Consider the following 12,791-nt stretch of genomic DNA (forward strand, 5'->3'; position numbering starts at 1 on the left):
GATGCAGCAGAGTCTACACTTCACTATAACGCACTGTGTGTTAAACGTATTAAATCTTAGATTTTATCAAAGCCGCAGTACGGTACCAGAACTTCTGGAATTTTAATGCCATCTGCTGTCTGATAATTTTCTAATATACCAGCAAGAACACGGGGTAATGCAAGTGCGCTACCATTTAACGTGTGTGCAAGTTGTTTGTTGCCATCTGCATCACGGTAACGCAGTTTCAAGCGATTTGCCTGAAAGGTTTTAAAATTAGAAACACTACTAATTTCTAACCAACGATCCTGAGCCGTAGAAAAAACTTCAAAATCATAGGTTAGGGTAGAAGTAAAGCCAAGATCGCCACCACAAAGTCTTAAAATGCGGTATGGTAATTTTAACTCGTCTAATATGGTTTTCACGTGGTCAACCATTGCGTCAAGTGCAGCATCGCTGTTTTCGGCTTTTTCCAGGCGTACGATTTCAACTTTGTCAAACTGATGTAGTCGATTTAAGCCGCGTACGTGTGCCCCATAAGAACCTGCTTCTCTTCTAAAACAAGGTGTGTAAGCAGTACAGGCAATAGGGAGTTCTTTTTCTTCAAGCAAGCTGTCGCGGTACATATTTGTAACCGGTACTTCTGCAGTAGGAATTAAATATAAGTCGTCTATACCTGCGTGGTACATCTGGCCTTCTTTATCTGGTAACTGACCGGTACCAAAACCTGAAGCTTCATTTACCAAATGTGGTACTTGAAATTCAGTATAACCGGCGGCTATATTTTTATCTAAAAAGTAGTTTATAAGGGCACGTTGTAAACGCGCACCTTTTCCTTTATATACCGGAAAACCGGCACCTGTAATTTTGTTGCCCAGTTCAAAATCTATGATGTCATATTTTTTTGCCAGTTCCCAATGCGGCAAGCTACCTTCTTCTAAAACAGGAATATCTCCCATTCTAAAAACCTCTTCATTATCTTCTTCACTTTTCCCTGCGGGTACACTTTCCTGTGGGATGTTTGGAATGGTATATAGTAATTGATCTAATTCTTCAATAGTTGCAGTGAGTGTTTCCTGTAAATTTTTAGAATCTTCCTTCAGCTTTACAGTGCGCTCTTTTAAAATGTTAGCTTTATTAGCTTCACCATTTTTAAACATGGCACCTATTTCTTTAGAAAGCTTATTGCTTTCCGCCAGGGTGTTATCTAAGGAAGCCTGGGTACTACGACGCTTGTCGTCTAAAGAAATAACTTGGTCAAATACAGAAGTGGCATCAAAATTACGTTTAGTAAGTGCTTTGATGTATTCTTCTTTGTTTTCACGTATATCTGCAAGGTGTAGCATATCTTAAATATTAGACGGCAAAAGTACGTAAATGCGTGTTAAAAACGGAAGCTAATAATTTAGGAATTATGCTATAAAAAAAGCAGACCTTAATTAATTATGTAAAGCCTCTTTTGTAGACGCAGATTCCTTTCCCAGTGGAGACGGCATAATCCACTCATTGTGCCAGAAATAATCCCATTTAGCAGCAGCCATGTCTACCTCTGGATCAATTAAGGTATGATAATCGCTGTCGTTAACCCGAATTTTACAATCTACATAAATTGCAACGTCTTTACCTTTTGCCGCAAAATCCTTTTTAATACGCTGGCAAAATTGCCAAATGACATCTGGTTTTGTGCCTACAGATCGTTGCTGCTTGCGAGAGAGCATTTTATTATGATCAAATGGGATTTGAAGACCGGTGTTTTTGTCAATAACTTTAAAATTTATTCTTCCGCCTTTAGAACGCAGCATCATGCGCCAGCTTAGACGGTGCCCTTCTTCTGTCCACAATACATCATCTTTAATAATCCAATGACGTAAAGGGAGCCCCAGTTGAATTAAAAAATAAAAACCGAAAAGTAGTAGAGCCGGTTTGTAGGTATCTGGCCGTATCACTTCAGCTTTATCGTAAAATTCTTTTTTTGGTAAGAAAATACGCTGTATAGTTTCCGCAGGAAAGAAAAACAGCGTGAATGCTAATGACATATATGGGAAAATGCCAATTTGAAATACTACCGAATTGAATAAGTGAAAAAAGATTGAAAATATAAAAGCAAATTTACGGGTAGGTTTCCACAGTAATGCAGGGATTATGAGCAGGTCAAATAGGATTCCAAAATAGGCGATGCACCAGTGCACCCATTTTAGTTGAAGGAGTCCTCCTATAATGCGATAGTCTGCTTTTGAGCGCATAAGTTGCTCTGCCATACTAGCATCGAGCCAGTCTGGGTAAAGTTTTGCTGCGGAAGCATAGGTGTAAACAATCCAGAGTTGGGCGATTATAATCATATAAACCCAACGCGGCATGCTTATCTTCTTTAAGGCCGGGTTTTGTTTTACGTCTATTGAAAAGTATCGGTTTGCAGGCAGGCAAGCCATTATACCCAAAAGAAGCATTAAGAGGTAGTAATGATTGTTGTACGATGATTTTTGCATCAAATAAACCGCAGACCACATAATACCATAAACAACAACACTAAGGCGGTATTTATAGCCTAGCATAATAAATACGCCAAATAATCCCATTATCCCGTAATAGTAGAGCATACCATTGCCGGGAAGAGGTTGTAAAAAATCTAAGCCTATAAAATTGAATGTAAAATCGCCTTCCATTAAGGTGGTGCGAATCCACCCGGTGGCAATTGCTCCCCAGGCCTCTATCGTAATCAGCAGGCCAAAAAACACCCTAAACACAATGAGAGCGCTATTGTCTACCTGTTTGTAGAGATACTTATTAAGCATCTAATTTTTTAATAAATTCCCGAGAGAAACGTTCATCTGCCTGCATAGCTTCAATTAAATCGGCTACATCATTAAATTTTTTCTCATCGCGCACTCGGGTAAGCAGTTCTATTTGAAGATGCTGGTCGTAAAGATCTTCGTTAAAGTCAAAGAAAAAAGTTTCTATGGTAAGATCGCTTCCACCTACGGTGGGGTTTGTGCCTATATTCATCATCCCGTAAACCGTCTGCCCGGCAATAACAGATTTTACAACATAAACGCCCTTAGCAGGAATAAGCTTATAGTTTTCTTCAACCTTAAGATTTGCTGTAGGGTAATTAAATTTTCTACCTAAACCTCTGCCGCGAGAAACAATGCCATTAAGCATAAAAAAATATCCTAAATAGTCATTTGCAAGTCTAATATCACCTTCAAGAAGTGCTTTGCGAATTTTAGTAGAGCTTATAGCGACGTCATCAATATCTTTTTTTGAAATCTCTTCAACTTCAAAATTATAGTGTTTACCAAATTCTTTCAGATCTTCAATATTTGCATTGCGGTTGCGGCCAAAATGATGATCGTATCCTATAATTACTTTATGCGCTTTAAGCTGATCTACTAAAATAGTTTTTACAAACTCTTCTGCTGTTAAACGTGAAAAATCTTTGGTAAAGGGATGAATTATTAAATGGTTGAGTGTTGTTGCCTCAAGAAGGTCTTTACGCTCAGTTATTGTATTTATAAGTTTTATCTGGGTATCTTTTTGAAGCACCATTCTAGGGTGCGGAAAGAAAGTGAGTACTACAGACTCTAAATCGTTGTTTTGCGCACTGGTAAGCAGGCGATCTATAATTTTGCGGTGTCCTAAATGAACACCGTCAAAAGTGCCAATAGTAACTACGGTGCGTTTTGAACCGTTAAAGCTTTCTGCAGAAATGTGTTGTTCCAATTTATTTGCCGTTGTACGCGTTCATTGTATTTGTAATGCCCGAAGCTATAAAACTTTCAACAACTTTGCACGACATATCAAGCCTTTCGGGCATGTCTAGTTGTTCTTCTTTTACCCATTCTCCTAAAACATAATCTACTTGTCTGCCCTTGCTAAAACGATCGCCTATGCCAAAACGAAACCGGTTATATGCTGAAGTTAAAAGCTGATTTTGAATGTCTTTAAGACCGTTATGACCACCATCACTTCCTTTTGTTTTTACGCGAATGGTTCCAAAATCAAGATTAAGATCATCTGTAATAACCAGAATATTTTCTAAACTTATTTTTTCTTTTTGCATCCAGAAGTTTACAGATTTACCACTAAGATTCATATAGGTATTAGGTTTTAATAAAATAACCGTTTTACCTTTAACCTTAGTATAAGCGACATCACCCAATTTTTCTGTTTCCCAGGTGGTTTCTTTTAATTCTGCGTAGGCATCAACAATTTTAAAACCAATGTTGTGTCGGGTTTCTGCATATTTAGGGCCTATGTTGCCTAAACCTACTATTAAGAACTTCTTCATAGGGTCTATGGTTTCCTTTTTTGATGAGCTAAAAAATTTGCTAAAGAATGCACTCATATTTTACTGCTCAATTAATGAAGAGCATTGTTTATATTCAAAAATTTAATGTTCTAAAATCTCTGTGGAATACATTTCTGGTATTTCAATTTTGAAAAATGAGAATCAATAAATTATATAACCTACACAATAATTCTGGCGTATAGGGTTTATTATCTCTGCAAATTTAAGGTTTTGAATGTATTGAATTTGAATAATTGGTTAAGCTTATCAGAAAATTACGGTCTTTAATTTGCTCTTGAAGTTTGCGCATAAAAAAACACCCACGATAGCGGGTGTTTTTGTTATGGTTTTTTGATTAAACCTATGCTTCAGGATTAGCAGCTTGTTCAGTTGCTTCTGTAGTTTCAGTTTCTTCTTCATCCTCGTCATCCATATCGGCAACAACATTACGAGAAGTTCTAACCTGACAAACAACAGTATTGTCTGGGTGAAGATATTTCCAGTCTCCTTGTTCGATTTCAGTAATGTACAATTTATCACCAATTTTAAGTTTGGTAATATCTGCAACAACAAAATCAGGAAGGTTTTTAGGCAATGCTTTAACACGTAACGTACGGAATGTTTTACGTAAAACACCACCATTACGTACACCTCTAGAGTTACCTTCGTAGTGTACAGGGATAGTCATTGTAACTTCTTTACCTTCAAAAATCTGGTAAAAATCTACGTGAAGTATGCGATCTGTTACCGGGTGAAATTGAATGTCCTGAAGGATTGCCATATAGGTAGTTCCGTCAAGCTCCAAAGTCGCGGTATGCGCATCTGGAGTATAAACCAAGCTTTTAAACGCTAATTCTGGTGCGTTAAAGTGTACTGGCTCATCCCCTCCGTATAATACGCAAGGAACCTGTCCAGCATTACGTAGGGCTTTTGCAGCTTTCTTGCCCACGCTTTCTCTTTTAGATCCTGTGATCGTGATTGACTTCATTTAATTATATATTAAGTATTAATAAATTACATTATAAATTTTGATGCAATAGACGTGTTATTGTGCACACGGTGCATTACATCTGCAAATAAGTCTGCGCATGTTACGATGCGTACTTTATTGCTTTCTCTACGTGGAGGAATACTATCGGTTACGATAAGTTCTTCTAATTTACTTTTTTCTAAACGCTCATAAGCATCGCCGCTTAGTAGGGCATGTGTACATATTGCACGTACACTTAATGCGCCACGTTCCATCATTAGATCGGCAGCTTTTGTAAGTGTACCGGCGGTGTCTACCATGTCATCAACTAAAATGACATTACGACCTTTTACATCACCTATGAGTTCCATATAGCTAATTACATTAGCTTTCTCACGTTGTTTGTAGCAAATTACCACATCACAATCAAGAGCTTTAGAATAGGCGTAGGCTCTTTTAGAACCACCCATATCTGGTGAAGCTATCGTTAGGTTAGGTAAATTTAAAGAGCGTAAGTACGGCAAGAATACTGTAGATGCAAATAAGTGATCAACCGGGCGTTCAAAAAAGCCTTGTATTTGATCTGCGTGTAAATCCATCGTTATGATGCGTGTAGCTCCTGCAGTCTCTAATAAATTAGCGACTAGTTTTGCGGCAATAGGTACTCTGGGTTTGTCTTTTCTATCCTGGCGTGCCCACCCAAAATAGGGGAGTACAGCCGTGATATGACGAGCAGAAGCACGTTTTGCGGCATCGAGCATAAGCAACATTTCCATCAGGTTTTCACTGCTGGGCATTGTGGAGCCTATGATAAATACTCGTGATCCTCTTACAGATTCTTCAAAAGAAGGTTGAAATTCACCGTCACTGTAGGTTGATGTGATAATCTTACCTAGCGGTTGCCCGTAAGCTTCAGCTATTTTTTCAGCTAAGGCCCTGCTTTGAGTACAGGGAAAAATTTTTGCTTCGGGTTCTTGTAAAGGCATCTGTATCTTATGATTAGATTAGCTAAATTTATAAGAGGCTGCAAAAGTATAAATTTAATTGGGTTGTAGAGTTTTATTTGATGATAAATTTTAGTGAAAGAACCTTATTTTTTATTAATTTTGGCACGTACAATGCCTCGGTGGCGGAATTGGTAGACGCGCTGGATTCAAAACCCAGTTCTTACGAGTGCGGGTTCGATTCCCGCCCGGGGTACAAAGCTCAACAGAAATGTTGGGCTTTTTTATTGATTTTTGTTAAGTAGTATAAAAACTCATTTAATTACTATTTTGAAGGAGCTATTCCAATACAATATTTTAAAGATAACTGGATAGACCGTCTTTAGTAGAATCATTCAGGACCTAAACAATAAATCCGCATATCGTTTAGTAACGATATGCGGATTTGTTATAAGTTATAGTACAGATAAGTGCTATAATTTTAGCTTAAAGCCTCCATTAATTACAAACCCATCTACAGGTGCATAAATATCTCTAAATTGAGGATCATCAATGCTTCCTGTGTAAATCGTATCAAATCTGGTTTGACGTGTGTCTAGTAGGTTTTCAAAATTTAGAAATAGCGAAAATTTATCTCCTAACTTTTTTTCGGTCATTATACCTACAATCCAGTATGCATCACCGGTAGCACCGTCATTTAATTGTTGCGGACTATAGTAGTACCCTTCGAGACCTATCCAGAAATTTTCGTGTTTTTCATACATCAACACATTATTTAGTCGGTGGGTAGCTACTAGAGGATATTGCTCGCGCTCACCGCTATACTCCTGGTTTACATTAGCTAATGTATAGCCTACAAATAATTTTAAATCGTGATAACTCAAACGCAAGTTTGCTTCTATTCCTTTTGTATCTATTGCACCATCTGGTTGAGTAAATTCAAACGAAGAACCCGATGTTCTGGTTAGCAATAGGGGATCGTTAATTTGTGTATAGAACAGCAGAATATTTGTAGATAGATTCAGATCCTCTGTGATAGACCATTTGTAATTAGCATCTAAATTTAATCCCACAGATTGCTCTGCACTGGTTTCATCAACATCTATAGGTAATATATTCTGAAACTGCAAGCGCTCTACATCTTCTGTAAAAACGGTGGGTGTTTTATAACCTAAACCTCCACCGGCTCTTAAGGTAAGTTGAGTTGAAGGTTTGTACATTACAGAAAATCGGGGAAGTATATAAAACCCGTAATCACTTTGATAGTCACCTCGCAAGCCGGTTTCAAGCGTCAAATTTTCTTTAATATCCCATATATTTTGGGCAAACATTCCGAAGGTATAATTTGTAAAACTTAAATCCTGATTGGGATTTCCCTCATATTGTTTGAAATTTTCTGTCCATAAATTAATACCGGCAACCCACTCGGTCTTCTCCTCAATTGCGGTTAGGTTTATTTCTGAAAATGAGGAGGTTTGCTTTCCTGCAAATGTATATTCAGGGATTTCAATTTTTCGATCAAAAAAACTAATGCTGTTTTTGACTACCAGTGACAGGGTACTCGAGAAGCTATGTGACCCTAGCAGTTGTGTCGAAAAACGGTCTGTACTATTGCGTTCAAAATAACCCGCATCGCGATCTTCTTTTATAAAATCTATCGATCCGCCCAAGCGATTTTCAGTAACAAAATTGAAGCCTATATTTAAATTAGTTTCTTCATTTAAATACAAAAAGAGCTTGGGATTTAAGGTAAAACGATCGTATTTAGGAATCGCTGTAAGGCCTATATCTGCCGGATCATAAGGAGTAGCGGTATTGTAGGAAGCAAAAACTGTGGTTCCGGTTTTGCCATATTTTTCAGAATAAAAACCGCTCAAATCTAAACCTAATGCTGATGTGGCATTGGCCATAAAACTTAACTCTCGTTCTTCTTGAGGTGTTTTTGAAATTAGGTTAACCAGACCTGCAATCGCTCCGCCGCCATATAATGTTGAAGACGAACCTTTAATTACTTCGACCTGCTTAAGGTCTAAGGGTGCGATTTGCATTAGGCTTAATCCGCCTGAGTAACCCGAATATAACGGAAGACCATCACGTATTAACTGGGTGTACTTACCGTCTAAACCTTGTATTCTAATACTCGAGTTGTAACTGGTTGCAGAGGTTTGCTGCGTTTGTATTCCGGTACTTTCATTAAGTAGCATTCTAATATCACCAGGTTTCATGTTTCCTTTCTCGGCTAATTCTTCACCGGCAATAAATTCTAGACGGGAAGGAGTATCTTGAAAAGTTCTTGAACTTCGTGTAGAGGTCAAAATAATTTCGTCCATTTCTTCGTGAGATTCCTGAAGTAGGATTGTTTCATTTAAATATTGATTATCTAAAGGAAAATTTCGTGTAATTCTTAAGGTTTTAAAACCTACATAGCTAATTTCTATAGTGTGTGTGCCGTCTGGTATATTCTTTAAATGTACGAGACCTTGCGTATTAGTTACCGCACCTTTATTTAAAGTTTTAATGAATACGGAAACGCCATAAAGCGGTTCGTTGTTTTCAGATTCTTGTATAGTGGCTTCAAATGAATTTTGAGCCCAGGTTGTTGTGCATGCTAATAGCCACAACATTAAAACGAGATGTTTCAATTTGTAAATGTTTTGATTATAAAATTTGTTTTTCGCTTAAGCGAAATCGGAAGAATTTCTATACCTAGCCTTAGGAGGCTTAAAGGAAGGTGAACAGAAGTTATAGGTGTTCAGACTTTTATAGGATACGATCTTAGAAGTTAAAATAGATTCTTGTATAAATGAAATATGATCAAAACTAGGGCTAATAAAACCGGTACAGTTTCCGCAGCTAAAAAATGGAGAGCAGGGTAAATGATCAGCATCGTGATCACGCTGTGAGGTGTCATCACAAATTTCTAAAGGTGCAGAATCGCAAAAACGCTCTGTAAAACAGCACGGAAAAACCGAAGAAAAAAGCGTGATAACAGAAAGGGTCAGAATCAATATTCTCATCGCTACAAAAGTAGTATTTTTTAGATTTGAATAAGTGCTATTGGGCTTCTGTAAATTTACAATTAACAGCAAAAACTTTATTAGAAGTACTTACGTGGTTACTTTTACCAGAGAACCGTTTGCCTGGGTATGAGGAAGATTAGATTCAATATAATTAGTAAGGTTATGATCTTAAAAAAATATCTTTCCGTCTTATTGATGTCGATAGTTTTATGCACGCAAGCAACGGGGTGTAGAGAGAAGCACCCTATAAAAACTATTACAGAAAATGCAGCTTTAGAAATAGCGCCACGAATTATAGCACAACCAGATAGTATTGCTACACCAGACGGAATGGTCTGGGTTTCGGGGATACAGTTTACTCAGGGAGCAACAGCTACTGATCTACTGGCTTTACCGCGCGAAAAACCCGCACATCCTGTAGTTGTAGATGGTTTTTTTATAGATAAGACCGAAGTTACAAACGCTCAATTTAAAGATTTTGTTGATGCAACGGGTTATGTTACTGTAGCAGAACGGCCTATTGAATGGGAGGAATTAAAAAAAGAATTACCGGCAGGAACTCCAAAGCCAGAAGACAGCCTACTACAGCCTGGCTCTTTAATATTTAATCGTAACGTTAAGCAGGTAATAGATTTGCGTAATTATATACAATGGTGGGTATGGAAAATAGGAGCTAATTGGCAGCACCCTCAGGGACCAGAAAGTTCGATTAAGGGAAAAGAAAATTATCCTGTTGTTCACATTACCTATAAAGATGCTCTTGCTTATTGCCAATGGGCAAATAGGAGACTGCCTACCGAAACCGAATGGGAAGCCGCTGCCCATGGAAAAATGCATGGTGGTATTTATACCTGGGGAAATGATGAGAAAGAATTAACTACTAAGGCAAATACATGGCAAGGTGATTTCCCTAATAAAAATATGCAAGAAGATGGTTTTGCATATGCAGCACCGGTAGCTTCTTTTGAGTCTAACTCACTTGGTATTTACGATATGTCAGGTAACGTTTGGGAGATGACCCAAGACTGGTTTTCAGTGCGTTATTATCAGGATATAAATAATAACAAAAAGTCACTCAATCCACAAGGACCAAAAAAATCATTTAATCCTGAAAATCCTTATCAACAGGAGAAGGTGATTAAAGGAGGTTCGTTTTTATGTGATAAGTCTTATTGTGCGAGCTATCGCATTTCTGCCCGTATGGGGCAAAGCTTAAATTCTTCTTCAGACCATACCGGTTTTAGAACTGTGGTTGATCTCGCTATGTTGAAATAGGAAAATTTTAGAATCTTTCTTGTCTGGGTTACGCTTTGTTCCTTTTTTAGATTTTTGTGTATCAGCTTATTTTATTGCTATATAATTTGTTATGGGTAATAATTACCCTATCGGGAAAAATAAATCCATTGATATAACACATTCTAATCTGTTCCTTTTTGCGTAAAATACAGGTATTTAGGCGGTTATAGATTTTCAGTTTTGTTTCATTTTGATTTGGAAAAGTCTTTGCAGGTTCATATTCAAAGAAATACAAACCTTAAGTACAGCCAAGTATGTTTAAAAAAATATCGATATCAAAACGCGTAAACGCCATTCTCGCCCTTTCCATTGTTTTTTTATTGGTACTGGCTACTAATCGTATAGATCGAAAACATTTTGAAGTCGCTCAAAACTCAGTTAAAGAAGTTTATAATGATCGAGTTGTAGTACAGGATTATATATTCTCAATATCTAATGCTTTATTTTATAAGCGTTTGGCTCTAAAAGATAGTCTTGTTAAGCTGCAACGACTTAAAGAAAATGAGAATATACGCACACTTCTTTTAAATTTTAAAGAGACTAAGCTTACTGTTGCCGAAGCACGAAATCTCGATAAATTACAGGCGAACTTTGATCGATTAATTCAATTAGAATCTCAATATTCTCAACCGGTAAAAGATACAGTAGTGCTTAAAGGCAAAATTTCTCAAACGCTTGAAGCAATGCAGGTAAATCTTAAAGAACTTTCTGAAATTCAAATTAGAGAGAGTAGAGATCTTACCTTTAATGCTCAAAAGTCTTTAGATTTTAGTGAGCTCCTTTCTAATTTAGAAATCCTATTTCTTATTATAACCGGAATAGCTATACAATTTATTCTCTTTTATAGGGTAAAGAAAAGCCGTTAGTAGGATGCATCTTGCACAACCTGGGGCAGTACTAATTATCCTTTAAAAATTCTCTATGGAAAAAAAAATACTACGCATTACTCCATTTAAAAATTTGTAAAAATTGAAAGTTCAGGAGGAATATTACTTTTACTCGCAACATTTACCGCTTTATTGTGGGCAAATTCACCCCTAGGGGCAAGTTATGCTGCCTTGTGGGATTATAAGATAGGTGTTAAGATGGAAAGTTTTGAGCTCTATAAACCATTAATTCTTTGGGTAAATGATGGTTTTATGACTATTTTCTTCTTTTTGATAGGGTTAGAAATAAAGCGCGAGGTTCTCATAGGAGAATTAAATTCATTAAAAAAAATGGCTTTTCCACTCTTTGGTGCAGTAGGCGGAATGCTGATACCGGTTGTGTTTTTCTTGGTACTAAATAACAATGGAGAAACTTATAAAGGTTGGGGAATACCTATGGCAACAGATATTGCTTTTTCTCTTGCTATTTTAAATACATTAAGTAAAAAAAAAGTACCGCTTAGTCTCAAAATATTTCTAACGGCTTTTGCCATCGTAGATGATCTGGGAGCAGTGCTGGTGATTGCTTTTTTCTATAGTGGGACTATTAATCTCATACTTTTAAGTATTGCTGTTGCACTCTTAGGGATGTTGTATTTACTCTCGTACAAGCGGTATTATTCAAAATTTGTTTTAATTACGTTTGGGATTATAATTTGGGTATTGTTTCTCAAGTCGGGCATTCACCCTACACTTGCAGGCGTGTTACTGGCATTTTCAGTACCTATACGACAAACCATAAACACACCGGCATTTATAGAAAATCTAATAGCTATTACCACCAATATTAAAGAGGCAGCTATATCTAAGAAACCTATTTTAAGTAAGGAGCAAATACAAGAAATAGATGATTTACAAGATTGGACGAGTAGATATCAATCTCCATTGCAGCATATGGAGCACAATTTACATGGCTGGGTAGCCTATTTAATAATTCCAATATTTGCACTTGCTAATGCAGGGATAACCTTGTCAAATGATGTAGATCTAGACACCATGTTGATAATAAATATAATTGTTTGTCTTGTTTTAGGTAAAAGTTTAGGCATCACGGCAATTGTAGTTTTAGCACAAAAAATGAGACTTATTGTAGTTCCTAAAGATATTACGCTGCAGCATATTATTGGAACATCTTTTCTGGCAGGTATAGGTTTTACGATGGCAATTTTTGTTTCTAATTTAGCTTTTGCGAGTGATCCTATTTACAACTTATCTGCAAAAATGGGCATACTTATAGGTTCGTTAATTGCAGCGATTTTAGGATATTTGATATTGAGGTTTAAACGTGGTGAGTAATCTGAAAGCAAGCGTAATTTTACAGCTTGAAGTTTTCAGTATTTAGGGTAATTATGGTAACATATTTAAATT

11 protein-coding genes and 1 tRNA gene are annotated in these 12,791 nt (G+C 36.9%); 4 read left to right on the plus strand and 8 right to left on the minus strand.

All coding sequences use genetic code 11. The features are described from left to right. Positions 1-56: 56 nt before the first annotated feature. From serS to ACEN25_RS09715, 6 genes are all read right to left on the minus strand, one after another. Positions 57-1,325, minus strand: coding sequence for a serine--tRNA ligase (gene serS / locus ACEN25_RS09690; protein ID WP_441802733.1), 1,269 nt, complete (start codon positions 1,323-1,325; stop codon positions 57-59). A gap of 93 nt (positions 1,326-1,418) precedes the next feature. Next, complete coding sequence (locus ACEN25_RS09695; protein ID WP_441802734.1) at positions 1,419-2,771, minus strand: HTTM domain-containing protein; 1,353 nt, start codon at positions 2,769-2,771, stop codon at positions 1,419-1,421. After that, complete coding sequence (locus ACEN25_RS09700) at positions 2,764-3,699, minus strand: bifunctional riboflavin kinase/FAD synthetase (protein WP_441802735.1); 936 nt, start codon at positions 3,697-3,699, stop codon at positions 2,764-2,766. The genes ACEN25_RS09695 and ACEN25_RS09700 overlap by 8 nt, the downstream gene beginning before the upstream one ends. Position 3,700: 1 nt before the next feature. Beyond that, complete coding sequence (gene pth / locus ACEN25_RS09705; protein ID WP_028377300.1) at positions 3,701-4,324, minus strand: aminoacyl-tRNA hydrolase; 624 nt, start codon at positions 4,322-4,324, stop codon at positions 3,701-3,703. A 304-nt stretch (positions 4,325-4,628) separates the two neighbouring features. Beyond that, positions 4,629-5,255: a 50S ribosomal protein L25/general stress protein Ctc gene (locus ACEN25_RS09710; RefSeq protein WP_028377301.1), complete on the minus strand. Its 627-nt coding sequence runs from the start codon at positions 5,253-5,255 to the stop codon at positions 4,629-4,631. 26 nt (positions 5,256-5,281) lie between these two features. Beyond that, positions 5,282-6,223, minus strand: a complete 942-nt coding sequence (locus tag ACEN25_RS09715) for a ribose-phosphate pyrophosphokinase (protein WP_028374449.1) — start codon at positions 6,221-6,223, stop codon at positions 5,282-5,284. Positions 6,224-6,357: 134 nt separating this feature from the next. Here ACEN25_RS09715 and ACEN25_RS09720 point away from each other — a divergent pair. Continuing rightward, positions 6,358-6,437: transfer RNA gene (locus ACEN25_RS09720), tRNA-Leu, on the plus strand. A gap of 217 nt (positions 6,438-6,654) precedes the next feature. On the opposite strand, the gene ACEN25_RS09725 is transcribed toward ACEN25_RS09720, so the two are convergent. Next, positions 6,655-8,823 carry a TonB-dependent receptor gene (locus ACEN25_RS09725; protein WP_441802736.1) on the minus strand — a complete coding sequence of 723 codons (2,169 nt, stop codon included), beginning with the start codon at positions 8,821-8,823 and terminating at the stop codon, positions 6,655-6,657. A gap of 36 nt (positions 8,824-8,859) precedes the next feature. After that, a complete protein-coding gene (locus ACEN25_RS09730) occupies positions 8,860-9,198 on the minus strand; it encodes a hypothetical protein (RefSeq protein ID WP_441802737.1) in 339 nt (112 codons plus the stop codon). Positions 9,199-9,363: 165 nt separating this feature from the next. On the opposite strand from ACEN25_RS09730, the gene ACEN25_RS09735 reads away from it, so the two are divergent. From ACEN25_RS09735 to nhaA, 3 genes are all read left to right on the plus strand, one after another. Next, positions 9,364-10,476, plus strand: coding sequence for a formylglycine-generating enzyme family protein (locus ACEN25_RS09735; RefSeq protein WP_441802738.1), 1,113 nt, complete (start codon positions 9,364-9,366; stop codon positions 10,474-10,476). 275 nt (positions 10,477-10,751) lie between these two features. After that, positions 10,752-11,363 carry a hypothetical protein gene (locus ACEN25_RS09740; protein WP_441802739.1) on the plus strand — a complete coding sequence of 204 codons (612 nt, stop codon included), beginning with the start codon at positions 10,752-10,754 and terminating at the stop codon, positions 11,361-11,363. Between the two features lie 120 nt (positions 11,364-11,483). Next, the gene (gene nhaA / locus ACEN25_RS09745; protein WP_441802758.1) at positions 11,484-12,719 is read left to right on the plus strand and encodes a Na+/H+ antiporter NhaA; all 1,236 of its coding nucleotides are present in this window, start codon (positions 11,484-11,486) and stop codon (positions 12,717-12,719) included. The last annotated feature ends 72 nt before the right edge of the window (positions 12,720-12,791 follow it).

It is taken from the genome of Leeuwenhoekiella sp. W20_SRS_FM14, assembly GCF_052119605.1.
Classification (GTDB): domain Bacteria; phylum Bacteroidota; class Bacteroidia; order Flavobacteriales; family Flavobacteriaceae; genus Leeuwenhoekiella.

What these genes read in the sequence shown, in the direction of transcription:
- serS (WP_441802733.1), bottom strand. Translation starts at nt 1,325, where the DNA reads ATGCTACACCTTGCAGATATACGTGAAAACAAAGAAGAATACATCAAA.
- ACEN25_RS09695 (WP_441802734.1), bottom strand. Translation starts at nt 2,771, where the DNA reads ATGCTTAATAAGTATCTCTACAAACAGGTAGACAATAGCGCTCTCATT.
- pth (WP_028377300.1), bottom strand. Translation starts at nt 4,324, where the DNA reads ATGAGTGCATTCTTTAGCAAATTTTTTAGCTCATCAAAAAAGGAAACC.
- ACEN25_RS09710 (WP_028377301.1), bottom strand. Translation starts at nt 5,255, where the DNA reads ATGAAGTCAATCACGATCACAGGATCTAAAAGAGAAAGCGTGGGCAAG.
- ACEN25_RS09715 (WP_028374449.1), bottom strand. Translation starts at nt 6,223, where the DNA reads ATGCCTTTACAAGAACCCGAAGCAAAAATTTTTCCCTGTACTCAAAGC.
- ACEN25_RS09730 (WP_441802737.1), bottom strand. Translation starts at nt 9,198, where the DNA reads ATGAGAATATTGATTCTGACCCTTTCTGTTATCACGCTTTTTTCTTCG.
- ACEN25_RS09735 (WP_441802738.1), top strand. Translation starts at nt 9,364, where the DNA reads ATGATCTTAAAAAAATATCTTTCCGTCTTATTGATGTCGATAGTTTTA.
- ACEN25_RS09740 (WP_441802739.1), top strand. Translation starts at nt 10,752, where the DNA reads ATGTTTAAAAAAATATCGATATCAAAACGCGTAAACGCCATTCTCGCC.